The sequence below is a fragment of the Gluconobacter sp. DsW_058 genome (genome assembly GCF_002153615.1).
GTDB classification, from domain to species: Bacteria; Pseudomonadota; Alphaproteobacteria; order Acetobacterales; family Acetobacteraceae; genus Gluconobacter; species Gluconobacter cerinus.
The window spans coordinates 79,466-102,079 of record NZ_JOPH01000057.1; the positions used below are offsets into that span (position 1 = coordinate 79,466).

Genomic DNA, 22,614 nt, shown 5'->3' on the forward strand with positions numbered 1-22,614 from the left:
CAATGGGAGCAGGTAAAATGAAGCAGATGCCCTTGGATACGCTCAAGCGCCTTCGGCGCCATGAACTGGAGGCAGTTGAGAAGGCGTTTGGCGAAGCAGTAGCGCGGGAGACTGCTGCTGAAGCAGTGTTGAGCAAGGCTCATTTGCTACTGATTCAGGAACAGGGGCTGGCATCAGATCCGCAGGCTGATGACGATGCAGTAGAAGCATTCAGCCGCTGGTTGCCCGTTGGCCAGCGTGCGATCGCTGACGCACAGGAGCTTTGCCGGGAGGCGGCACTTGATCGGGATTGTCTTCGTTCGGCTCTACTAATGGCTCAGGCAGCTCTAAAAGCTGTTGAGAAACTGCAGGATAAGCAGCGGCTTGAGATGAATTATCTCGCTCTTCGTAAGGAGCAAGCCGCTCTGGACGAACTGGCTCTGCGTCAGAGGGCCCTATACTGACGTTGCTGAGCGTAAAACGCCTGCGAGTTGGTGTGCCGTTCCAATAAGTGTGCAGGCAACAGGGTGCGTTTCATCACGGACGAAGGCGAGAATCAACGTCCCGTCGCTCGGGAAAAGATCGCTTTCAAGGCTGACGACGGGAGCAGTCCCGCCTTCTTCCGACGCTGCCTGAGCGGCATGGGCCAAGAGTCGCGTTACGGCTTTTTCGAGAGCCGGAAGAACGATGGTGTGCGGCGTATCGTGTTCTGAGGCGTGAGCGGCAATAAGCTCATCCCATCCTTCGCTTGTAATGAACGCAGGAACACCATCGGGCGGTGTTTCCCGTTCAGCACGGAGAATAGCCCCAGACTGGGCAAGCCCCAGAATGTTGACGGCCGGGAGTGTGAAAGGATCAAGCACGACAGACATGTCGGCTTTTTATCAGTGAGAAGGTGGGAAAAGAAGGCGCGCCCTGCACAAAGTCAGGGCACGCTCGTAAAAATTAGTGGGGAGGGTTGCCCATGGCCTGCATCAGGGCGTTGACCTGATCCGGGTGGGCTTTGAATAGCGCAACGTTGTTCGGGTTGGGAGACGGCATGCCTGCTGGAACCTGTCCGTTACTTACGGCAAGCGTCATGCCAAAGGTCGTCATGCCAGTGATGAAGCTTTCCGGCGTAAAGCCATGGGATGAGAGCACGGCGGCAAAACCGGGAACCTGACCTGCTTGGCTAATCATCGCCTGCAAGCCAAGCCCCTGAGAGTTGGGGGGCTGGATATTGCGGGCCTGGAGCTCACCAATCGTGCTCGTAGCGCGCGGCATAAAGTCTGCGGGCAGGGCGTAGCGCATAGCGCGCTCTGTGTCGGCCTTGAACTGCGGGGGAACCTGCGCAGGCTGCTGGGCTTGTTGCCCGTCAACCTGTGTCTGGCTTGGGTAGCCCTGTGCGTGTGCAGAACAAGGAAGAGCCGCGCTGGCGAAGAGAGCGAGCGCTGTGAGCGTTTTGATGTTCAAAGTCATGCGTTTACCCATTCGCCGGAACGCATCAGAGGCGTGCGGCTGCCGTTTTTGATCCCATCGAGATCGATTTTATCCGAGCCAATCATCCAGTCGATATGGATCAGGGAGTCATTAACGCCACGCTCCAGAAGCTGTTCCGGCGTCAGACCTTCAATGTCGACCATGCACTTGGTGTAGGCTTGGCCCAGCGCAATGTGGCTGGATGCGTTCTCATCGAACAAGGTGTTCCGATAGAGGATTTCGCTTGCGGAAATTGGCGACGAGTGGGGCACAAGAGCTACCTCGCCAATCCGGCGTGCGCCTTCATCAGTGTCCAGAATACGATGGAGAACGTTTTCACCCTTGCTCGCGTGTGCTTCGACAATGCGGCCATCTTCAAAACGGACGGAAATATCGTCGATCAGTGTGCCCTGATGGAATAGTGGCTTGGTACTGCAAACGGTGCCGTTCACGCGGGAGCGGTGGGGTGTTGTGAAGATTTCTTCGGTTGGGATGTTCGGATTGCAGACAATGCCGTTCAGTGCCTCTTCCGATCCGCCAGCCCAGGCATGGCCATCCGCAAGGCCAACCGTAAGATCAGTACCGGGGCCGGTGAAGTGCAGGGCGTCAAAGCGTGTGTCGTTCATGAATTTGGCACGGGCATGCAGGCGGGCGTTGTGGGCCTTCCAGTCTGCTACCGGGTCTGGGACATCCACGCGCGAAGCTTTGAAGATGCCGTTCCACAGCGCTGTCAATGCATTTTCTGGAGCCAGATCGGGGAAGACCTGTGCGGCCCATGCCGGGGTGGCGCAGGCGATGATGTTCCAGTTCACTGCGAACTGGGTAATGATTTCCATCGCCGGTCGGTTGGCTGCTGAGTTTGCGCGGTTTGCGCGTGAAATCCGCTCTGGATCCTGGCCGGCAAGGAGAGTTGGGTTGGCCCCAGTAATAGCCATGCGCGCTGCCCCCTCACGGAAAGCGCGGGCAATACCGTCAGCCAGCCAGGTTGGGGCTGTATCGAAGGCGGCATCAGAGGCATGGACGTAACGGGCGAGTGTCGTTTCATCATCGGCGTACAGCGTTGTGACGAGAGATGCTCCAGCCTTGTAGGCGTGTTCGGTAACGCGCCGGACAAGCGGAACGGCATCCAGCGGGGCTGTAATGAGGAGCTGCTGCCCCGGCTTGATGTTCAGTCCGACGCGAACTGCGACTTCGCCAAGGCGGTCAAGAAGCTGCTCGTGCGAAAATTGGGAAGTAGCGGACACATCTTGCTCTTTCGCAGTGGAATTCTGTTTTTCATCGTGGGGGCTGCACGACCGAAGTGCAAGAGCATGCCCTGTGCAGTCTGAAGTGGTTGGGCCGCCGTTTTAATGCGGTTGGTGTGGCGCTTGGAGCTGGGACGAGATTAAGTGCCGGGTTGAGCAGCATGGACGGAGAGTGCTGCACGCCGTAGTCTTGCAGGATGCGTCCTGGACTTCATATTTTCGCTGACGATGGTCAGCCGGACCAGCAGCCGTTTGATGTCGCTGTTGTCATGCCCAGCCTGCTGAGGCCCTCATTATTTCACGCTTTGCGGTCGATCTTCGCCCAGAGTGGTGACCTGCGCGTGCAGATTATGATCGGTGCGGATACTACGCCACCAGATGGAGCGCAGGAGATGCTGGAGAGTGCCTGTCAGGCGCGTCCGGAGGGCTGGTCAGTGGAGGTGCTGTGGCCGGGATATTCCACGTCTGTGCGGCATGGAGGGTTTGGCCGCGCACGTGACGGAGGCGTGCTGCGGAGTGTTCTGAGCCAGCTCTCCAATGCGCCTCGGGTGGCTTATCTGGATGATGACAACTGGTGGGCACCGGATCATCTGTCATCGCTTGTTCAAGCGATTAAGGGAAAGGACTGGGCCTGGTCAGGTCGATGGTTTGTACATCCCAAAACGTTAAGGCCGGTCTGCGAAGATCAATGGGAATCTGTGGGCCCGGGCGGGGGGCTCTTCCGCGAGTCCTTTGGAGGGTTTGTAGACCCGAATTGTCTGATGATTGATCGGACGAGAGTTCCGGAGGTTCTGGATCTCTGGAATCAGCCTCTTCCGCAGGATCAGGGCGGGATGACGGCAGATCGAAGTGTTTTCAACTGGCTGAAAAGCCGGCCCGGCAAACCTACCGGAAAGTACTCAGCATTTTATGTTCTGACAGAAACGGACGGCATGCATCCGGTTCGCCTGCAGTGCATGGGAGAGGCGTGGAACCGGGCAGGCCTGTAAGGCTGCCCGGTTCACAATTTTACATGGAGCGAATGGTGTTCCGGCGCGGCGCGCGGCGCTGACGCTGCTGGTCCTGCGGTTGGGCGCTCGGGTTGGCGGCGCGGGTAGCCTTGTCACGGGCTGCGGCGCGGAGTTCGGTTTCCAGTTCCTTGATACGGCGCTGGACGCTCTCTTTCAGAGCAGGGGATGTGTGAGACTTCATGGAAGCAAGTGTTTCCTTGAGGTCCCGAAGCTGCTTTTCCTTCTCTGCCTGGTTACGGCGGATAGGCTGATTGTCGGACATCTGTCCGTGGAATGCGCGCATGGTCTTGGTCTTTCAGCACGAAACGCCAGAGGCCTCCGCATCATCACTGAATGCGGAACGGTGCGCGAATGCACACCGGGCAGCCTCTGAAAGGTCATGATCGTGAGGGCGGATCAGTCCGCCCAACTGTGGTTCAGGATCGGTTTGTGAGAATGATGGCCCGCAGGGCGTCAATCAGGCGTGTGCAGGCCTCGTCAGTTCCGATCGTGACGCGTAGCCAGTTCTGGATACGCGGGGTTGAAAGATGCCGCACCAGGATCGAACGTTCGCGTAGGGCGCTCGCAACCGATCCGGCCGGATGCGCCGGGTGGCGCATGAGAATGAAGTTGGCACAGGATGGAAGGACTTGGAAGCCGAGATTTTCCAGTTCAGGGACAAGTGTTTTCCGGCTGGCAATCACTCGGGCTGTAATCTCTTCCAGCCACTCCGTATCCTTGATAGCAGCGATGGCCCCTGCCTGCGCCGGGCGTGAAAGCGGATAGGAGTTGAAGCTGTCCTTGACGCGGATCAGTCCTTCAATCAGCTCCGGTGAGCCGATTGCGAAACCGACGCGCAGCCCAGCCAGAGCATAGGATTTTGACAGTGTCTGAACGACAAGAAGGTTTTCATGACGCTTCGTCAGTTCGATGGCCGAGTCGGCACCGAAATCCACGTATGCTTCGTCAATGATGACCGTCCGGTCCGGATGACGAAGAGCGAGCGTTTCGATCTGTTCAAGCGAGAGGGCCAGACCCGTATTGGCGTTGGGGTTCGCGACGACAACGCCACCGCAGGGGCCATCATAAGCGTTGATGTCGATCTCGTAGTCGTCGTTGAGCGGGAACTGCTTGAAGGGCTGTTCAAACAGGCTGCAATAAACAGGATAGAAGCCGTAAGTGACGTCCGAGAAGTAGAGCGGTGCGTCATCGTGAAAGAGGGCACGGAACGCGTGAGCCAAGACTTCATCGGAGCCGTTTCCAACGAAAACCCGGTCTGTTGTGACACCGAAGCGCTTTGCGATGGTTTCACACAGGACCGTCGCAGTTGGGTCCGGGTAAAGGCGAAGGTCGTCCGTTGCAGTCTCTCGAATAGCCTCCAGCACCCGCGGGCTCGGACCATACAGAGACTCGTTCGTATTGAGCTTCAGCAGGTTGGTTAGTTTAGGTTGTTCGCCGGGGATGTAAGGGTCCAGAGCGTGGACGCGTTTGTTCCAGAAGCGGCTCATGCGCCTGTTTCCTGATCGAAAAAGCCAGTCACACCCTGTCGCTCTGCGAGGTCACGGGCAGAAACGCCGTCGCCATCCCGATGATCCGGGTTGGCGCCTGCAGACAGAAGAAGCCGTGCCATGTCCGTACGGCCAAACATGATGGCGAACATCAGAGGCGTCCGGCCCGAGAAATTTGCGTGATCCACCTGAGCCCCATTGTCGATCAGGACCTGTGCAATGTCCGTCATGCCTTTGAAGGCGACGCCGGACAGGGCCGTGGCCCCCTTCAGATCAACGGATTCCGTATTGGCCCCGCGTGCGAGGAGTAGCCGTGCGGCATCCAGATGTCCGTTGTAGGTCGAGACAATGAGGGCCGTGTAGCCGCGACTGTCAGGCGTATCGATGACCATTCCTGCATCCAGAAACTGGGTCAGGAGGTCCGTGTCACCCTCACGGGCGGCGTCAATGAACAGGGCAGTGATCTGTTCAGGCGTGAAATTGACGGTCTGTGCGTTCATGACGGTTTCCACAAGGGGGACATAGTGCCGTTAGGGTAGCGGCTTGCGGGAGGGGGCGAAAGAGCCAGGGTTTCCCCGTTTTCCAGAGCTTTAAAGGGACGAGCACGGTCCTGAAAGGCCAGATTGAGGCGTGCCGCAGGCTCCAGAATAGCTTCATCAGTCAACTGGAATGTCCCGAAGTGAATGGCCATCGCCTGGGTGGGCTTGAGGGTGTCAAAGGCCATGACCGCCTCTTCCGGATTCATGTGAACACGACGCATGAAATTGCGTGGCTCGTAGGCACCGATTGGCAGGATTGCGAGGTCAATCGTGTTCCAGCGATTGTGGATCGCGTCAAAGTGACGGCCCCACGCTGTGTCCCCGGCGAAGAACACGGTTTTGTCCTGAGTTTCGATCATGAAGCCGCCCCAGAGGGCCTTGTTCTGATCGAATGGAGTACGAGCACTTCCATGCAGGGCGGGCGTTGCAGAAATGCGCGCGCCTTCCGCCTGCGTGCTGTCCCACCAGTCAAGTTCGACAATGCGGGGCAGTCCAGCTTTTTCCAGATGGCTACGGTTCCCCGGCAACGTAATGCACAGCGGATCACCTTTGCGCGCCAGAATGCGCAGGGTCGGGAGGTCCATGTGGTCGTAATGGCAATGTGAAACCAGAATGAGATCGATTGGCGGCAGGTCTTCAAAACAGATGCCGGGTGGCTGGACGCGTCTGGGGCCGAAACTCCGGAACGGGGAGCAGCGTTCTGAAAACACCGGGTCCGTGATGATGCGTAATGGTTCACGTCCCTGCCGGCCGAACTGAAGCAGAACGGTGGCATGACCGATGAACGTTGCGAGACATTCACCGGGCGCGGGAGCAGTCAGGGTGTGGGGTTTCTGAGGGGGCAGGGCATCAGGCCAGCGGGGACGCAGGCTGAGCTGCCACTTCAGGATATTGCGGAAGCGCTGGGCAGGGGTTCGTCCTGAAACAGCGTTATCCGGGCGCCACGAAGGTGGGTTGAAATAACGTGTTCCATCGAAGTGAGGCGGGTTGTCGTCAAGCACAAGACCGTGTTTCACAATATGGTTTACCCATCAAGCATTGCGTCAGACGTGATATCGCGTCATGCCGTGGCTGCAGAAGGTGCGGGGGCATCATTGACCTTTCCCCCGCTCGTCACAAGCCGGAGACCCCATACCGATGAGTACGCTTCCTGAACTCGGTATCAATACCATCCGCACCCTTTCCATGGACGCCGTCGAGCGTGCGAATTCCGGGCATCCCGGAACCGCAATGGCTCTCGCCCCGGCCATGTATGCGCTTTGGCAGCATGATCTGAACTACGATCCTGCCGATCCGCTATGGCCAGCCCGTGACCGGTTCGTCCTGTCCGTCGGACACGCCTCCATGCTCCTGTACTCGACGCTGTTCCTGACAGGCGTTCGGGACATCCAGGATGGAAAGGTCGTGGACCAGCCAGCTCTCACTGTCGAGGACCTGAAGCAGTTCCGCCAGCTGAGCTCCCGGACGCCGGGCCACCCGGAATATCGTTTCACCTCAGGCGTTGAAACAACGACCGGCCCGCTGGGTCAGGGCTGTGGCAACTCCGTGGGTATGGCCATTGCTGAAAAGTGGCTGGCTGAAACGTACAACCGCCCTGGCTTCAAGCTGTTCGACTATCACGTCACGGTTTTCTGTGGTGATGGCGACATGATGGAAGGTGTGGCTTCGGAAGCGGCTTCAACGGCCGGTCATCTGGGCCTCGGCAACCTGACCTGGGTTTACGATTCCAATCAGATCTCCATTGAAGGCTCGACCGACCTTGCCCTGACCGAAGATGTTGGCAAGCGTTTCGAGGCCTATAAGTGGCACGTTCAGACACTGACGGACGGTAACGACGTTCAGGCAATCCTGAAGGCCCTTCAGGAAGCCAAGAAGGTCACGGACCGCCCGAGCATGATCGTTCTGAAGACGGTCATTGGTTACGGTGCGCCGAAGAAGGCCGGCACGGCATCTGCTCATGGTGAACCGCTGGGCAAAGATGAAATCAAGGGTGCGAAGGCAGCTTATGGCTGGCCGGAAAATGCCGGTGATTTCTATGTTCCGGATGGTGTCCAGGAGCATTTCGCCGAAGGTCTCGGCAAGCGCGGTGCAGCGGCCAGTGCTCAGTGGCGTGAACTGTTCTCGGCTTACAAGGAAGCGCATCCGAAGGAAGCCGCCGAGCTTGAAGCAATCTTCGAGCACCGTCTGCCAGAAGGCTGGGACAAGGACATCCCGGTTTACGAGGCTGATGCTAAGGGCGTTGCATCCCGTGCAAGCTCTGGCCAGGTGCTGAACGCCGTTGCCAAGAACCTGCCCTGGATGATTGGTGGGTCTGCTGACCTGACGCCGTCCACGAAGACGGACATCAAGGGTGGTGGATCGTTCCAGCCGCCGCAGTGGGGTGGCACCTATGGTGGCCGCAACCTGCATTTCGGTGTCCGTGAACACGCGATGGGCTCGATCTGTAATGGTATCGCACTGTCCGGCATCCGCGCCTATGGCTCAGGCTTCCTGATCTTCTCTGATTACATGAAGGCTCCGATCCGTCTGTCGGCCATCATGGAACTGCCGGTCACGTATATCTTCACGCATGACTCCATCGGCGTCGGTGAAGATGGTCCGACCCATCAGCCGATCGAGCAGCTTGCTCAACTTCGCGCGACCCCGGGCATCATGACGATCCGCCCATCCGACGCCAACGAAGTGGCAGAGGCATGGCGCACGCTGATCCCGATGACGCATAAGCCTGCTGTTCTGGCTCTAAGCCGCCAGAATCTGCCAACCATTGACCGTACGAAGTATGCAGCGGCTTCCGGTCTGGCGAAGGGCGCGTACGTTCTGGCCTCCTGTGAAGGTAAGCCGGATGTGATTCTGATGGCTTCGGGTTCTGAAGTATCGCTGGTTGTCGAAGCTTATGAAAAGCTTACGGCAGAAGGTGTGAAGGCCCGCGTGGTGTCGATCCCGAGTTTCGATCTGTTTGAAGAGCAGAGCCAGGAATACCGCGATTCCGTTCTGCCGCCTGACGTGATCGGCCGCGTGGCTGTCGAGCAGGCTGCGGCCTTTGGTTGGGACCGTTATGTCGGTCTTGGCGGCTCGATCATTGCCATGAATTCGTTTGGTGCATCGGCTCCTGCCTCTGCACTTCTGACCAAGTTCGGTTTTACGCCGGAAGCAGTTTATGGCGCCGCGAAGCGTCAGGCTGCCCGTAGCAAGTAAGGAGAGAACCTGTGGCGGACACAATCTCTAACACCGGCCTAGACAAAGTGGGCAGTGTCCTGCGGGATCTGGAAAAGTACGGCCAGTCCCCCTGGCTGGACTTTATTCAGCGCAGTTTTACGGAAGATGGCAGCCTCAAGAAGCTTGTCGAGGAAGACGGGCTTCGCGGGGTGACCTCCAACCCGGCCATTTTCGAGAAGGCCATCGGTAAGGGGACGGAATACGATCCCCAGATCCGCAAGCTTCTCGAAGGCGAAGGTCTCTCTGCTGGAGACCTTTACGAACACCTCGCGATTGACGACATCCGCGCTGCCTGCGGTGTCCTTTATCCGGTGTTCGAAAAGACAAAGGGTCTGGACGGGTACGTCAGCCTCGAAGTCTCTCCGTATCTGGCCTTCGACGCGCACGGTACCATCACGGAAGCCCGTCGCCTGTGGAAGGCTGTTGGTCGCAAGAACCTGATGGTCAAGATTCCGGGTACGGAAGAAGGCACGGGTGCGATCCGCGAAGCGATTGCAGACGGCATCAACATCAACGTGACGCTGCTGTTCTCTCTGGATGCGTACAAGGCCGTTCTGGAAGCTTACATTTCCGGTCTTGAAGCCCGCGCAGCCCGTGGGGAAGATATCTCCCACATCTCCAGCGTTGCTTCCTTCTTCGTCAGCCGTATTGACGCAAAGATTGATGGCGAAATCGACCGCCGCGTCGCTGCTGGTGACAAGGACGCAGAAGCGCTCAAGGCTCTGCGTGGCAAGGTTGCCATCGCAAACGCCAAGGCCGCCTATCAGTATTACCTTGACGTCAAGAAGAGCCCGCGCTGGCAGGCACTTGCTGCCAAGGGTGCAAACCCGCAGCGTCTGCTCTGGGCCAGCACCGGCACGAAGGACAAGGCTTACTCTGACGTCCTGTACGTCGAAGAGCTGATTGGTCCTGAGACGGTCAACACCATTCCACCAGCAACGTTCGATGCGTTCCGCGATCACGGCAAGCTCCGTGAGAGCCTGACGGAAAACATTGAAGAAGCCCGTCACGTTCTGGCTGAGGCCGAGCGCCTTGGTCTGGATCTGGCTGGTGTCACGGCGAAGCTGGTGAAGGATGGCTGTGCCTCCTTCTCTGAGTCCTTTGACACTCTTCTCGGTGCGGTCGCTGAAAAGCGGGAGTCTGTGCTGGGAAAACGGTTGCTCCACGTCACAGCTGACCTTCCCTCGGATATCCGCGACGATGTTGCTGAATCCGAGACGGCGTGGAGCAAGGAAGGTCTGGTCCGTCGCATCTGGGCGAAGGACGCCTCTGTCTGGACGAATGGTGCTGAAGCCGGTTGGCTGAACTGGCTGACCATCGTTCAGGATCGTCTGTGGCACATCGAAGAGCTGGAACTTCTGGCTCGTGATGTCCGCAGTCGTGGTTTCTCTGACATCCTGCTTCTGGGTATGGGCGGTTCGAGCCTTGGCCCAGAGGTTCTGGCCGAAACCTTCGGTCAGCAGGAAGGTTGGCCGAAGCTGCATGTTCTCGACAGCACCGACCCGCAGCAGGTTCGGGCTTACGAGAAGGCCGTTGATCTCAAGAAGACCCTGTTCATCGTGGCCAGTAAGTCTGGCGGCACGCTGGAGCCGAACATTCTGTTCGCGCATTTCTGGACGGTTGCCGGTCAGGCTCTGGGCAAGGCTCCGGGCGATAACTTCATCGCCATCACGGACCCTGACTCCCACATGCAGAAGGTCGCCGAAGAGAACGGCTTCTGGCGCATTTTTTACGGTGATCCAAAAATTGGTGGACGGTTCTCTGTCCTGTCAAACTTTGGACTGGTGCCAGCCGCAGTCAGCGGTCTTGATGTTCGTAAGTTCCTGACCATTACCAATCTGATGGTCGAGAGCTGTGGTCCGAGCGCACCGGCACACGTTAACCCGGGTGTGACGCTGGGTCTGATCCTTGGTCATTCTGCCAAGTGTTTCGGTCGTGACAAGGTGACGATCCTTGCGTCCAAGGGCATTGCGTCCTTCGGGGCCTGGCTTGAGCAGCTTATTGCGGAAAGCACCGGTAAGAAGGGCACAGGTCTGATCCCGATTGACGAGGAAGTGCTCGGCACGCCCGACGTCTACGGCAAGGACCGCGTTTTCGTGGACATCCTGCTGGGCGACGACGTTCCGGACAGTCGTCTTGGGGCACTGCGTGAAGCTGGAGCTCCAGTGATTACGGTGCGTCTGGCAGACAAAAACGAGATCGGACAGGCTTTCTTTGTCTTTGAATTTGCAACTGCTGTCGCAGGTGCGGTTCTGGGCATTGACCCGTTTGATCAGCCAGATGTCGAGTTCAGCAAGGTTGAAACCCGCAAGCTGACGAACGCCTATGCTGAAACTGGTTCATTGCCAGCAGAAGAGCCGTTCGCAATCGACGGAAAGCTATCTTTCTACGCAGACGAAAAGAATGCGGGTGTTCTTGGGGGAGGAGACGCTGTTTCCGTTCTCAAGAAGCATTTCAGCCGTGTTGGTGCGGGCGATTATGTCGGTCTTCTGGCCTATATCGAGCGCAACCGCGAAACACGGGACTGGGCGCAGGACGTTCGGATGGAATTGCGCGACGTGCTGAAGGTTGCCACGGCAGCCGAGTTCGGTCCGCGCTTTCTTCACTCGACAGGCCAGGCGTACAAGGGTGGCCCCGACAGTGGTGTTTTCCTTCAGGTAACTGCGGCTGATGCTGCTGATGTCCCGGTTCCGGGGCATGGTTTCAGCTTCGGTGTCGTCAAGGCGGCACAGGCACGCGGTGACTTCGAAGTTCTCTCGGCCCGTGGGCGTCGTGCCCTCCGGGTGCATATCGATGGACCGTTGGAAGAGGGCCTGAAGACCCTTGCCGCGGCAATCCATAAAGCGGTGGCAGGAGCATAAACATGCGGATCGGTATCATTGGTCTGGGTCGTATGGGCGGTAATATTGCCGTCCGTCTGACCCGGCATGGACATGATGTTGTTGTGCATGACCGCACGGCTGCCGTGACGGCAGCGACTGTGGAGCGATCCGAAAAGGGTCGCGCCACAGGCGTGGACAGCGTCGAGGCGCTTGTAAAGGGTCTTGAAGGTGACACGCATCGTGTCGTCTGGGTCATGCTTCCGGCTGGTGCGATTACCGAAGCTTGCGTGAAGCAGCTCGGCACGCTTCTCGGCAAGGGAGATGTCATTATTGATGGTGGCAACAGCTACTACAAGGATGACGTCCGTCGTGCGGAAGAGCTGGCAGCGAAGGGGATTTCCTACGTTGACGTTGGCACGTCCGGCGGTGTGTGGGGCCTCGAACGTGGCTACTGCATGATGTATGGCGGGCCGAAAGAGGCTGCGGATTATATCGATCCAATTCTGGCGGCTCTGGCCCCTGGAAAGGGTGATGTTCCCGTCACGCCGAACCGGGATGCGACCAATCTCGATCCGCGTGCCGAGCAGGGTTATCTGCACTGTGGTCCGTCCGGTTCGGGCCACTTTGTGAAGATGATCCATAACGGCATCGAGTACGGCATGATGCAGGCCTTCGCTGAAGGTTTTGACATCATGAAGAGCAAGAACTCGCCCGTTCTGGCCGAAGGTGAACGCTTCGACCTGAACATGGCGGATATTGCCGAAGTCTGGCGTCGCGGCAGTGTCGTGTCGTCCTGGCTGCTGGATCTGACGGCGGAAGCGCTCGCGAAGTCGGGCGAACTGTCCGAGTTCTCGGGTGAAGTTGCTGACTCTGGTGAAGGTCGCTGGACGATCGAAGCCGCCATTGAAGAAAATGTGCCGGCGCCAGTGATGACGGCGGCGCTGTTTACCCGTTTCCGTTCGCGGTCGGGCAATAACTTCGCCGAGAAGATTCTCTCGGCGCAGCGTTTCGGCTTTGGCGGTCACGTCGAGCAGAAATAAGCCCCTCTGACGGATGGGCAAGGGGGAGTGGGCACAGTATGCTCACTCCCCCATTCAATATGGCCGACCGACAGGGGCTTGTATGTCCATTGACCTAGATACCATTCACGCGGAACTTCCAGCGCTTCCGGAGAGGATCCGGATGGTTGTGTCCGACATGGATGGAACGCTCCTGACACCGGAAAAGACAATCGCTCCCTCTACAATGGCGATGGCAAAGGAGCTCCAGAAGCGCGGTATTCCGCTCTGTCTGGCAAGCGCGCGGCCCCCGGCTGCGATGACAAAATACATTTCACAACTCGGCTTGAGCGGTCAGAACGCGGGTTTCAACGGCGGCATTATCTTTGCGCCGGACGGAACACCGACAGTGAGCCGTGTCCTTTCGCGTGATGTGCTCTCCGTGGTGCATGACATGCTGCATGTCCATGGGATTGAAACGTGGCTGTTGCGTCAGTCTTACTGGATGGTCAGTGACGCCGCGACGCCGTTTGTCGAGCATGAGCGCCGTATTACCGGGCTGACGCCTCATGCTGTGCCGGATCTACGTCATGAGTTTGACGGGATCGGCAAGGTCATGGGTGTGAGCAACAACTACGATCTGCTTCAGCGTGTCGAGACGGAACTGGCTGTTATGCTTCGTGGTGAAGCCAGTGTGCGCCGTTCCTCCGAAATGCTGCTCGATATTACGCCTGCGCTTGCCAACAAGGGCGAAGCCGTCCGTGAGCTGGCTCTCGCTCACGGTGTAAAGCCGCATGAAGTGGCCTGTCTGGGTGATGCCCACAACGACCTGCCGATGTTTGCTGTCGCGGGGTTAGGCATTGCCATGGGACAGGCTGAAGACGATGTGAGAGCCGCTGCCCAGGTTCTTACTGACACCAATGAGCGTGATGGCTGGGCCAAAGCCATTGAGCGCTACATTCTGCCAAGGGTCAAAAACACATGACGACCGATATCCGTACTGCCACACTGGAAACACTGCCGAGCTCAGAAGCAGTAGCCCTTCGAATGGCGGATCTTCTGGTGGAAGGTGTTTTTGCCAAGACGGACGGCAAGTTCCGTGTGGCTCTGTCTGGTGGTTCGACACCCAAGCGACTGTTCGAACTGCTGGCCGAGCCAGAGCTGGCAAAGCGCATTCCGTGGGATCGTATTGAGATTTTCTACGGGGATGAGCGCCATGTTCCCGAAGGGCATGCAGACAGCAACCATACGGTTGGCCAGTCTGTTCTGATCAGCCATGTTCCGGTTCCTGCCGAGAACGTGCATCCGATCCCGACGGGTGGGACGGTCGAGGCAGATGCGCGCGCCTATCAGAAAACTCTTGAGACTGCATACGGCGCGACGGAGCTGGATCCCGCTCGTCCGCTGTTTGATCTCGTGATGCTTGGCCTGGGAACGGATGGACATACGGCCTCCCTGTTTCCGGGCGAGCCTGTGCTTCAGGAAAAGACGGCGTGGGTGGGAACGGCAGCGCCGAAGACCGCACCTTACGAGCGTATTACGCTGACGTATCCTGCCATCCATTCCAGCGCGCTGGTCGTCTTTCTGGTGACCGGGGAATCCAAGGTGGAAATGCTCCAGCGTCTTCGTGAGGGCGACAAAACTCTGCCGTCTGCAAATGTGACCAGTGAAGGTCGGATCGTCATTCTGGCAGATCGTGCCGCAACGGGAGACGCCGCATGAGCTCGGATATGGAGGCGCACAAGCGCACTGCTGCTCGTCGTGCTGCCGATATGGTCAAGAGTGGCATGGTAGTTGGACTCGGCACGGGAAGCACCGCCACCTACATGATCGAGCGGCTCGGTGAGCGCGTGGCAGAAGGCCTTCACATTGTCGGGATTCCGACGTCTGAAGACAGTGCCCGCAAGGCCAAAAAAGCGGGGATTCCGCTGACGGATTTTTCCGCTCATCGTCAGCTTGATATCGCCATTGATGGCGCGGATGAGGTTCAGCGGGGGCCGTTGCACCTCATCAAGGGCCTTGGCGGAGCGCTTCTGCGTGAAAAGATCGTGGCTCAGGCTTCGAAGATATTTGTGGTGATTGTGGATGGCAGCAAGCCGGTTGATCACCTTGGGGAGCGTGCTCCTGTTCCCGTGGAAGTGATTCCTTTTGGTTGGGAATGCACGGCAGAACGGTTGTCAGCCTGCGGTGCCAAGGGCGTTAAGCCCCGGACCGACCGTGATGGGAACCTGTTCGTCAGTGACAATGGCAACATGATCCTGGACTGCACGTTCGGCCCGATCGAGGACCCGGAAGATCTGGCGCGCCAAATAGACGCGATCGTGGGCGTGGTGGAACACGGCATGTTCCTGAACATGGCGTCTGAAGTTCTGGTTGCGACAGAACAGGGAGTGGAGCGATGGGAACCATAGAGACTGCGCACGTCAGTAAGGCCATAGGTGTCCGGCCGCGTTTTCTGGTCGTGATGGGTGTTTCCGGGACAGGCAAAACAACAATCGCCACCGGCCTTGCCACCCGCCTGGGGTGGCATTTTCAGGAAGGGGATGCGCTCCATCCCCAAAGTAACGTTGACAAGATGAGCTCAGGTCAGCCGCTGACGGACGAAGACCGCAAGCCCTGGCTGGAACTCTGTCATGACTGGCTGAGCAGGGAAGTAAAAGCGGGTCACGGTGCTGTCCTGACCTGCTCCGCCTTGAAGCGCATTTATCGCGAACAGCTACGCCGCGATCTTCCCGTTGAATTTATTCATATCCGTGTTGCTCGTGACACTCTGGCTGATCGTATGACCCATCGAAAAGGTCATTTCATGCCGCCAAGTCTGCTGCCGAGCCAGCTTTCCACATTTGAAGAGCCGGGTGACGACGAGCCGGTTATTCATGTCTGTGGTGAAGATCATCCCGATGTTGTGCTGGAGAAACTGATCCAGCAGTTTCGTGATGAAGAAAACCAGAAGGAACTCCATGCGGCTGTTGGTTGATGCAGATGCCTGCCCTGTAAAGGACGAGATTTACCGTGTGGCAGGCCGTTACGGCCTCCAGACGCTGGTTGTTGCCAATCGCTGGATCAATATCCCCCAGTCGCCACTGATTGAGCGTGTGGTCGTGCCGGAAGGGCCAGACGTTGCGGATGACTGGATTGCAGAGCAGGCTGTCACAGCAGACATCGTGGTCACGAACGACGTGCCATTGGCCGTGCGGTGTCTGGAAAAGGGGGCGGCCGTTCTGCGCCCTAATGGCGAAGAAATCGATGATCGGTCCGTAGGAATGGTCTCGGCCATGCGGGATCTGATGCATGACCTGCGCGAAACCGGAGTGGTGAATACGTACAATCCATCCTTTGGAAAAGCGGATCGGAGCCGGTTTCTTTCCGCTCTCGATACGCTCATCGTGCGACTCCGCAGGAAAGCTGCCCTTTCCAGAGTGATCCCCAGTTCTTCATAAAACATCCACAGGGACGTCCCCGGAGATGTTCCATGAATCTGGGGATAAGAGTCCGCTGTTGAGGAAAAATCGCCCATGAATCCGTTGCGTCTTGCACAGCTGGAAATGTTCTGTGCTGTCGTCGAGACAGGAACTGTGGTGGCAGCGTCACGGAAACTGAACTGTGTGGCGTCCAACGTGACGGCGCGCTTGCGGGAACTGGAGCAGCTTCTTGGGCGGGAGCTGTTTACGCGAGAAAAGAACCGTCTCTTTCTGACGCCGGAAGGACGATTGTTTCACCAACAGGCCAAAACCGTCGTTGAAGAGGCACGACACCTGACAGATCTCTTTTCTGAAGGTGTGCCTCGCGGGATACTGACTGTTGGCGCCTTGGACGTCGCACTGAAGGAATATTTACCCAGTCGAGTGCCGCAGTTTCTGGCGGCGGCACCGGGCGTAGAGATCAGGATCCTGATCCGGCCGACAGATACACTTGAGCGTATGCTGGTTGATGGCGAGATTGATCTTGCTCTAACGGATGGGCCAATCGAGCATCCCATGATGGGCAGTGCGTTTGCCTTTCGCGAGCGTCTGGCACTTATTTTGCCCGAAGGACAGAAGACACTTCAGTCAGGCCAGACAGTCTTTCTGTTCAATACAGACTGTTTGTATCGCCGGTATTTTGAGGCTTGGCTGGAACAGAAGGGCTTTGGCGGCGGTCTTATCCATACCGTTGAGTCTTATGACGTCATTATGGCCTGCGTAGAGGCGGGGTTGGGAATTTCGTGTATTCCGCAGAGTGTTCTTTCAACTCTGGGGGCTGTTCGTAAGACAGGCATTGCTGTGCAGTACCCCACAGATCTTCAGGGCAGTGATATCTATTCTGTCTGGCGGGAGCCGCGAGTGAGCGTGTTGGCCCGGTTGTTCATGGATAGTCTGGGTTCAATCTCTGAAGACTCATAAATAGTGAATGAAAGACTGATTTATCATCACTTTTAATAAAACATATCTCTTGCCAGTGTCGGGTCATCGATTGAACCGGCAGCGGTCTCATGCGTCTGGAATAAAGCGGCGCAGGATGCGCTTCCTGCAAAACAGGAGCACTCATGGCTCAGAAATACGATCTCTTCATTAACGGTGAATGGGTTTCCCCGCAGACGGGAGAATGGATTGCTGTCGAAAATCCTGCCACGAAAGAAACGGTCGGCCAGGCGGCTCGGGGTGGTGAGGCCGATCTGGATAAGGCGGTAGCAGCAGCTAAGGCGGCATTTCCGGCCTGGAGCCGAAAGACAGCGACGGAGCGCGCTGATTATGTCCATGCGCTGAAAGATCTGGTGAAGCGGGACAAGAAGGTTCTGGCCCAGATCATTACGTCCGAAATGGGTAAGCCCCTAAAGGAAGCTGAAGTCGAAGTTGATTTCGCAATCGGGCTGCTGCGGTTTTCGGCTGAAAACACGCTGCGTCTTCAGGGGGAAATCATTCCGGGGAGTACCCCGGACGAGAAAATTCTGATTGATCGTGTGCCTCTTGGCGTGATTGGAGCCATTACGGCCTGGAATTTTCCGCTGGCTCTTTGTGCTCGCAAGATTGGGCCGGCCATCGCGGCTGGTAATACGATCGTTGTAAAGCCGCACGAACTGACGCCGCTTGCGTCGCTTCATCTGGCAAAGCTGGTTGAGGAAGCAGGCATTCCCAAAGGTGTCGTTAATATCGTCACGGGTGACGGTCCGGAAGTCGGAGTTCCGCTGGTCGCGCATCCGGATGTGAAGCTCATCACCATGACCGGCTCAACGCCTGCCGGGAAAAAGATCATGGCCGCCGCAGCGGAGACGCTGAAGGAAGTCCGACTGGAACTTGGTGGCAAGGCTCCTTTCCTGGTGATGGAAGATGCTGATCTGGAAAAGGCGGCGGAAGCGGCTGTGCAATCTCGCTTTATGAACACGGGGCAGGTCTGCACCTGCAATGAACGTACCTACATCCATGAAGCGGTTTACGACGACTTTGTGCAGAAGGTTCGCCAGAAGATCGACGCTCTGAAGGTTGGTCTACCGACTGACCCTTCAACGGAAATGGGCCCCAAGGTGAGCGAAGACGAACTCACCAAGGTTCACGAGATTGTCGAAAAGGCTGTTCGCCAAGGCGCCACGCTGGAAACTGGCGGGAAACGCTTAACGGGCGGTGTCTACGATAAGGGCTATTTTTACGCGCCCACACTGCTGACGGACGTCTCACAGGATATGGACATTGTTCATAACGAGGTGTTTGGCCCGGTCATGTCGCTTATCAAGGTGGCGGATTTTGATCAGGCGCTCGCCTGGGCCAATGACTGCCGGTATGGGCTGTCAGCCTACCTCTTCACAAAGGATCTGGGTCGTATCCTGCGTATGACGCGTGAGCTGGAGTTCGGGGAAGTCTACGTGAACCGTCCCGGCGGTGAAGCGCCGCAGGGTTTCCACCATGGCTACAAAGAAAGTGGCCTTGGGGGGGAAGACGGACAGCACGGGCTGGAAGCCTATGTGCAGACCAAGACGATTTATCTCAACGCTTGATGTTCAAAAGGGCAGTCCGGTTTCGGACTGCCCTTTTTTTATGAAAGGACCGGAAACATGGTTAAAGTTGCTGCACTGGCCACTGATGGCCTGGAAGAAATCGAGCTGACATCCCCACAAGAGGCGCTGGAAAAAGCGGGCGCGACTGTGACTGTAATCTCGTTGAAAGCAGGCGAGTTTCAGGCGGTCAACAAGGACATTTATCCGTCTCGCAAAATTAAAGCAGAGCTAGGCATTGCGGATGCGAAAGCTTCCGATTTTGATGCTCTTTTGCTGCCGGGAGGGCTTGCCTCACCTGATAGCCTCCGCATGAACCGGGATGTCGTGGCGTTCGTGAAGGAGTTTGTGAAGGCCAACAAGCCGATCGCTGCAATCTGTCACGGAGCGCAGGTTTTAATCGAAGTAAACGAGCTACGAGGCCGTACCGTTACATCATGGCCTGCAATCAAGACCGATCTTGAAAATGCGGGAGCAAGCTGGGTGGACACAGAAGTTGTGACAGACGGCCCTTATGTTTTCTCACGATGCCCCGACGATCTGCCTGCTTTCAACAAGGCGATTATCAAGCATTTCAAGGTGGGGTGATACATCGCATCACCAAGGCTGGACGAACGAGTCATGAATTGGATGGTCGGTTGTCTGGCTTTGAGATGTAATTTTCCAATGATCTTTCACAAACCGATAGCGTAGGCCGCTCCCTTTTAGGGATCGACTGAATGCCTGTCGGGGTGTCAGGACACCTGAGACGGCTGGCGCTCTCATAGTGCCTAGAAGCGCCGAATCTACCTCTACGAAACACCCTGTCTGGTGAGCAAGATTCTGCAGTCGCTCATCCATACGCTGATTAGGAAGTTCCAAGGAAAACGGGCTCTGCTTGCACTCGGCCGACGCGCTGACGGGAACGCTAAAAAGAATAACGAAAAGACCTACAGAACGAAGATACACTTTAACCTCCTGAGTATTCAGAGGGTTAACGTATGGCTGAACAATTTTGGTTTCTTTTCAAAAGATGTTTTGAAGAATTGAAAAATAGCATAATATTTTTCATCTGAAGCGTGAGTGTTTCTTCGATTAAATCGTCTTTAAGATATAATGGAAATAATTATGAATAAAATAATTTCGGCTAATCCTGTTAGTGCAGGGCTAAAAATTCTTCAAAACCCGCCAGAAATAAATATCTATGATGATGTCCTTTATATCCCGAGAATTCCTGGCCCACATGATTTCAATTACGGTATTTATGATAGTTATGGGCGTCTTGTACAAACAGCTGGCCCTCGTCGAGGTTGGCCAAATTTTTCATTAGGACAGTCTCCAAGTTCCAGTATTTCTCCCTCATCATCATATCCGCGCGCGACGGAGAACTCATATTTTTATGGGGGGCATATTGGAACGCATTTTGGGCATTTTTTAACAGAGACGTTGCCGAGATTTTGGTGCGCGCCACATTGGTATCTTAATAAAAAAATCATCTGCCACAGTGGAGATACTATAGAAAAATTATTTTCCGTTTCTTGGATTAAAGAAATTTTCGAGATGATCGGTCTTGTAAAAGAGCAATTTATTATTTTTGATCGTCCGACGACAATCACCAGCCTCCTTATTTCTGGCGTATCATTTGAAGAAAATCATTTTTCTCATCGACAATTTGCAGAGTTTTGCAATAGATTGGGTAGAAAATATGCTATTGATTTAGGTATTTCTGATCCAATTTTTCTTTCGAGAGAAAAATTTAAAAGTGCGATGAGAACAATAGAAGGTGAGGAGGAAATAACCTCTATTTTAAGGAATAGAGGGTTTAGAATTGTTTACCCGGAAACTCTTTCCATAAGAGAGCAAATGGGTCTTTTTTCTTCTGATAGATTGACCAGTGGGTTTGTTGGCTCCGCATTTCACAATAGTATATTTTGTTCCTCTCCTCGTGGTTTAGCGCTTTGCTATGGCAATAGTTATTCCACAAATTTCTGGCTGATGGACCAGGTCAACGACGCAAACATTCAATATTTTTCGACACCGACACTAATCCTTAAAAAATCTCCAGGAGCTGGCGTTCCCGCAGAGTTCACAATAGATAATCCTATGGACGTTGCGAACCTAGTCATAGATTATTACGAAGATAAAATTGTTTTAAAGGAAGAAAATAACAAAGATAACTACAGTAAAAAGGAAGGTCCTTATTTAATAAAAACAAAATTCGACTCTTTTCTTCAAATAGACAGGCAGCTTGGAAAAATTCATGCTGGAAGTGGAGTCGGCCCGCGGATACATAAAATTTTTGCATATATTTATGATTCAAAATGGATAGAGCTTTCTACAGCAGGTGGGGATGTTTTATCTATGGATCAGCTTGATAGCGTTTCAAATACTTTAAATTTTAAAATGCAGACTAGTCAAAATGAAAAAACATTTTCACTTAAGCATCCGGTCACAAGCAGGTTTGTATCCACAACTCCTGATGGAGTTGTGGAGTGCAATAGAGAATATGCACGAGCTTGGGAGCAATTTTTCTTGATTTCTACAAACCAAGACTAAGAAAAATATTATTGTCTCTTGAAATGTTTAAGGGGCAATAATGTTTCTCTAAAGAGTCCAGTCCTGAATGCGGTCAGAGCGCATAGGGTTGTTGATGGGTTGTTCTAGCTCAGAGAAGCCTGAGAAATGGAAAATTTCCCATTTCTTCATTTCTGACCTCGAAAGCATAACATGGTCACCAAAACTATGATCTGTACAAAGGAAGAGGCCGTTACAGGAAAATCCTACTCCACCGTTTTTTCCATAAATGAGTTTGAAAGTGGCAGCTTCAGAACGTTTTTCCTTTAACGCGGCTTCTCCTGGTTGGCCCCATGTTATCCAAAATGTTTGATCTTTCAAAACTTTGAACTGCACCGTTTCACCTGAGACCGTAGCAATGATTTTAGGTCTTTCATCTTTTTTGTCTGGAGTGGAAATGACAACTTGAGATTTCTGATCCCAGACTAAATTTTGATCTGTGTTATCAGATAAAAACCATTCTCGTTTTGAAATTGTTGGAACTGGAATTCCACTTCTTGATAGAGTTGCAAAAGAAGTATGGAAAATAGCCATCTCTTCTTCATCTCTCCAGCACCAGCGATGTATATGATCATGCCTTATGCTATTAAATACATCACCATTTTTAGAATAATCAGCTACCGGTGGCGGCTTATCAAGGCAGGTAACCTTGAGTGGGGAACGAATGAGATAAAAATTATGATCTCGGCCTGATTTTATGTAGCCTCCCCACCCTGCTCTTAGAAAGCGTATAGTATGTTCGACATGGGCATGGCCGTACCCCCGAAAGCGGGTGTCGAGATAGCCGACGACCGAGAGCGCCTCTCGCGAAAAGGAGCAGCACTGGCCAGTTACATACCGCGAAATAATCGGATTGGAGACAGTGCCAGTTCCGCCAATTCGATCATTTAAGGGCCAGTGAGACGGGGCGAGATTAACGTGACCCCATTGTTTTGCTCCATCGATCCACGCTTGTTCCCAGCCGTCCTCTATTGGGAAAGTGTCTTCTTCAAGAAGAATGACGACATCGCAGTGGCACATTTCATGAAGATAAAAAATCGCTCGGTTTTTGTTCCATACGACCCCACAGTTTGGTCCTCGTATGTAAGCTACCCCGAGCTCTTCAAGCATATTCTGAGTGTTATCAGGTGATCCATCGTCAACGACGATAAGCTCATGATCGGCCTTGGTGTGGCGTCGGACCTGTTCAATGGTGTGGCGTGTAATATCACACCGCTTATAGGATAAGATCGCTATTCCCACACGCATGACTGTTTCCTTGCAAGCCTTGGCGTTTGCGCCACCGGTGTTATTCTTATCAATGGCGTTGCTTTATAATTTCGGCACACCAATTTGTTAAAATG

The 22,614-nt window shown here is 55.1% G+C and carries 22 protein-coding genes; 14 read left to right on the forward strand and 8 right to left on the reverse strand.

What is annotated here, in order from left to right:
- Positions 1-17 precede the first annotated feature (17 nt).
- The gene (locus tag HK24_RS10325) at positions 18-443 is read left to right on the forward strand and encodes a flagellar export protein FliJ (protein WP_086634489.1); all 426 of its coding nucleotides are present in this window, start codon (positions 18-20) and stop codon (positions 441-443) included.
- On the opposite strand, the gene HK24_RS10330 is transcribed toward HK24_RS10325, so the two are convergent.
- The 3 genes from HK24_RS10330 to HK24_RS10340 all read right to left on the reverse strand — a co-directional run bounded on the left by HK24_RS10330 (position 435) and on the right by HK24_RS10340 (position 2,681).
- The gene (locus HK24_RS10330) at positions 435-851 is read right to left on the reverse strand and encodes a hypothetical protein (protein ID WP_198942117.1); all 417 of its coding nucleotides are present in this window, start codon (positions 849-851) and stop codon (positions 435-437) included. The genes HK24_RS10325 and HK24_RS10330 overlap by 9 nt on opposite strands.
- Before the next feature lie 73 nt (positions 852-924).
- Positions 925-1,437, reverse strand: coding sequence for a hypothetical protein (locus HK24_RS10335; protein ID WP_086634407.1), 513 nt, complete (start codon positions 1,435-1,437; stop codon positions 925-927).
- Positions 1,434-2,681, reverse strand: a complete 1,248-nt coding sequence (locus tag HK24_RS10340) for an aminopeptidase (protein WP_086634408.1) — start codon at positions 2,679-2,681, stop codon at positions 1,434-1,436. The genes HK24_RS10335 and HK24_RS10340 overlap by 4 nt, the downstream gene beginning before the upstream one ends.
- Before the next feature lie 197 nt (positions 2,682-2,878).
- Here HK24_RS10340 and HK24_RS10345 point away from each other — a divergent pair, with 197 nt between their 5' ends.
- Positions 2,879-3,670, forward strand: coding sequence for a glycosyltransferase (locus HK24_RS10345; RefSeq protein WP_086634409.1), 792 nt, complete (start codon positions 2,879-2,881; stop codon positions 3,668-3,670).
- A gap of 19 nt (positions 3,671-3,689) precedes the next feature.
- Here the strand turns inward: HK24_RS10345 and HK24_RS10350 are convergent, their stop codons facing one another.
- The 4 genes from HK24_RS10350 to HK24_RS10365 all read right to left on the reverse strand — a co-directional run bounded on the left by HK24_RS10350 (position 3,690) and on the right by HK24_RS10365 (position 6,733).
- A complete protein-coding gene (locus tag HK24_RS10350; protein WP_046899925.1) occupies positions 3,690-3,974 on the reverse strand; it encodes a hypothetical protein in 285 nt (94 codons plus the stop codon).
- Between the two features lie 133 nt (positions 3,975-4,107).
- Entirely contained in the window at positions 4,108-5,178 is a 1,071-nt protein-coding gene (gene hisC / locus HK24_RS10355; RefSeq protein ID WP_086634410.1) for a histidinol-phosphate transaminase, read from the reverse strand.
- The gene (locus tag HK24_RS10360; protein WP_046899923.1) at positions 5,175-5,678 is read right to left on the reverse strand and encodes an ankyrin repeat domain-containing protein; all 504 of its coding nucleotides are present in this window, start codon (positions 5,676-5,678) and stop codon (positions 5,175-5,177) included. Before HK24_RS10360 ends, hisC begins: the two co-directional genes overlap by 4 nt.
- Positions 5,675-6,733: an MBL fold metallo-hydrolase gene (locus HK24_RS10365; protein WP_233126231.1), complete on the reverse strand. Its 1,059-nt coding sequence runs from the start codon at positions 6,731-6,733 to the stop codon at positions 5,675-5,677. Before HK24_RS10365 ends, HK24_RS10360 begins: the two co-directional genes overlap by 4 nt.
- Positions 6,734-6,854: 121 nt before the next feature.
- Here HK24_RS10365 and tkt point away from each other — a divergent pair, with 121 nt between their 5' ends.
- From tkt to HK24_RS10430, 12 genes are all read left to right on the forward strand, one after another.
- A complete protein-coding gene (tkt, locus tag HK24_RS10370; protein WP_086634411.1) occupies positions 6,855-8,912 on the forward strand; it encodes a transketolase in 2,058 nt (685 codons plus the stop codon).
- Between the two features lie 11 nt (positions 8,913-8,923).
- Complete coding sequence (locus HK24_RS10375) at positions 8,924-11,794, forward strand: bifunctional transaldolase/phosoglucose isomerase (protein WP_086634412.1); 2,871 nt, start codon at positions 8,924-8,926, stop codon at positions 11,792-11,794.
- 2 nt (positions 11,795-11,796) lie between these two features.
- Positions 11,797-12,795 (forward strand): phosphogluconate dehydrogenase (NAD(+)-dependent, decarboxylating), encoded by a 999-nt coding sequence (gene gnd / locus HK24_RS10380; RefSeq protein WP_046899919.1) that lies wholly within the window; start codon positions 11,797-11,799, stop codon positions 12,793-12,795.
- 82 nt (positions 12,796-12,877) lie between these two features.
- Positions 12,878-13,738 (forward strand): Cof-type HAD-IIB family hydrolase, encoded by an 861-nt coding sequence (locus HK24_RS10385; protein WP_233126232.1) that lies wholly within the window; start codon positions 12,878-12,880, stop codon positions 13,736-13,738.
- Entirely contained in the window at positions 13,735-14,475 is a 741-nt protein-coding gene (gene pgl / locus HK24_RS10390) for a 6-phosphogluconolactonase (RefSeq protein WP_086634414.1), read from the forward strand. Before HK24_RS10385 ends, pgl begins: the two co-directional genes overlap by 4 nt.
- Positions 14,472-15,164 carry a ribose-5-phosphate isomerase RpiA gene (gene rpiA, locus HK24_RS10395; protein WP_046899916.1) on the forward strand — a complete coding sequence of 231 codons (693 nt, stop codon included), beginning with the start codon at positions 14,472-14,474 and terminating at the stop codon, positions 15,162-15,164. Before pgl ends, rpiA begins: the two co-directional genes overlap by 4 nt.
- Complete coding sequence (locus HK24_RS10400) at positions 15,152-15,730, forward strand: gluconokinase (protein ID WP_046899915.1); 579 nt, start codon at positions 15,152-15,154, stop codon at positions 15,728-15,730. The genes rpiA and HK24_RS10400 overlap by 13 nt, the downstream gene beginning before the upstream one ends.
- A complete protein-coding gene (locus tag HK24_RS10405) occupies positions 15,714-16,193 on the forward strand; it encodes a YaiI/YqxD family protein (RefSeq protein ID WP_046899914.1) in 480 nt (159 codons plus the stop codon). Before HK24_RS10400 ends, HK24_RS10405 begins: the two co-directional genes overlap by 17 nt.
- Positions 16,194-16,268: 75 nt before the next feature.
- The gene (locus HK24_RS10410; protein WP_086634415.1) at positions 16,269-17,135 is read left to right on the forward strand and encodes a LysR family transcriptional regulator; all 867 of its coding nucleotides are present in this window, start codon (positions 16,269-16,271) and stop codon (positions 17,133-17,135) included.
- 143 nt (positions 17,136-17,278) lie between these two features.
- Positions 17,279-18,721, forward strand: coding sequence for an aldehyde dehydrogenase (aldA, locus tag HK24_RS10415; protein WP_086634416.1), 1,443 nt, complete (start codon positions 17,279-17,281; stop codon positions 18,719-18,721).
- Between the two features lie 57 nt (positions 18,722-18,778).
- On the forward strand, positions 18,779-19,306 hold the full coding sequence (locus HK24_RS10420) for a type 1 glutamine amidotransferase domain-containing protein (protein ID WP_086634417.1): 528 nt from the start codon (positions 18,779-18,781) through the stop codon (positions 19,304-19,306).
- Positions 19,307-19,825: 519 nt separating this feature from the next.
- Positions 19,826-21,253 carry a DUF563 domain-containing protein gene (locus HK24_RS10430; protein ID WP_158093001.1) on the forward strand — a complete coding sequence of 476 codons (1,428 nt, stop codon included), beginning with the start codon at positions 19,826-19,828 and terminating at the stop codon, positions 21,251-21,253.
- A 48-nt stretch (positions 21,254-21,301) separates the two neighbouring features.
- Here the strand turns inward: HK24_RS10430 and HK24_RS10435 are convergent, their stop codons facing one another.
- Positions 21,302-22,519, reverse strand: coding sequence for a glycosyltransferase (locus HK24_RS10435; protein ID WP_086634419.1), 1,218 nt, complete (start codon positions 22,517-22,519; stop codon positions 21,302-21,304).
- Positions 22,520-22,614: the final 95 nt, after the last annotated feature.

Excerpts from the sequence above, each read along its gene's own strand:
- gnd (WP_046899919.1), top strand. The coding sequence starts at position 11,797 with ATGCGGATCGGTATCATTGGTCTGGGTCGTATGGGCGGTAATATTGCC.
- HK24_RS10360 (WP_046899923.1), bottom strand. The coding sequence starts at position 5,678 with ATGAACGCACAGACCGTCAATTTCACGCCTGAACAGATCACTGCCCTG.
- HK24_RS10435 (WP_086634419.1), bottom strand. The coding sequence starts at position 22,519 with ATGCGTGTGGGAATAGCGATCTTATCCTATAAGCGGTGTGATATTACA.
- HK24_RS10330 (WP_198942117.1), bottom strand. The coding sequence starts at position 851 with ATGTCTGTCGTGCTTGATCCTTTCACACTCCCGGCCGTCAACATTCTG.
- HK24_RS10385 (WP_233126232.1), top strand. The coding sequence starts at position 12,878 with ATGTCCATTGACCTAGATACCATTCACGCGGAACTTCCAGCGCTTCCG.
- hisC (WP_086634410.1), bottom strand. The coding sequence starts at position 5,178 with ATGAGCCGCTTCTGGAACAAACGCGTCCACGCTCTGGACCCTTACATC.
- pgl (WP_086634414.1), top strand. The coding sequence starts at position 13,735 with ATGACGACCGATATCCGTACTGCCACACTGGAAACACTGCCGAGCTCA.
- rpiA (WP_046899916.1), top strand. The coding sequence starts at position 14,472 with ATGAGCTCGGATATGGAGGCGCACAAGCGCACTGCTGCTCGTCGTGCT.
- tkt (WP_086634411.1), top strand. The coding sequence starts at position 6,855 with ATGAGTACGCTTCCTGAACTCGGTATCAATACCATCCGCACCCTTTCC.
- HK24_RS10345 (WP_086634409.1), top strand. The coding sequence starts at position 2,879 with ATGCGTCCTGGACTTCATATTTTCGCTGACGATGGTCAGCCGGACCAG.
- HK24_RS10325 (WP_086634489.1), top strand. The coding sequence starts at position 18 with ATGAAGCAGATGCCCTTGGATACGCTCAAGCGCCTTCGGCGCCATGAA.
- HK24_RS10405 (WP_046899914.1), top strand. The coding sequence starts at position 15,714 with ATGCGGCTGTTGGTTGATGCAGATGCCTGCCCTGTAAAGGACGAGATT.
- HK24_RS10350 (WP_046899925.1), bottom strand. The coding sequence starts at position 3,974 with ATGCGCGCATTCCACGGACAGATGTCCGACAATCAGCCTATCCGCCGT.
- HK24_RS10420 (WP_086634417.1), top strand. The coding sequence starts at position 18,779 with ATGGTTAAAGTTGCTGCACTGGCCACTGATGGCCTGGAAGAAATCGAG.
- HK24_RS10400 (WP_046899915.1), top strand. The coding sequence starts at position 15,152 with ATGGGAACCATAGAGACTGCGCACGTCAGTAAGGCCATAGGTGTCCGG.
- aldA (WP_086634416.1), top strand. The coding sequence starts at position 17,279 with ATGGCTCAGAAATACGATCTCTTCATTAACGGTGAATGGGTTTCCCCG.
- HK24_RS10410 (WP_086634415.1), top strand. The coding sequence starts at position 16,269 with ATGAATCCGTTGCGTCTTGCACAGCTGGAAATGTTCTGTGCTGTCGTC.
- HK24_RS10430 (WP_158093001.1), top strand. The coding sequence starts at position 19,826 with ATGAATAAAATAATTTCGGCTAATCCTGTTAGTGCAGGGCTAAAAATT.
- HK24_RS10335 (WP_086634407.1), bottom strand. The coding sequence starts at position 1,437 with ATGACTTTGAACATCAAAACGCTCACAGCGCTCGCTCTCTTCGCCAGC.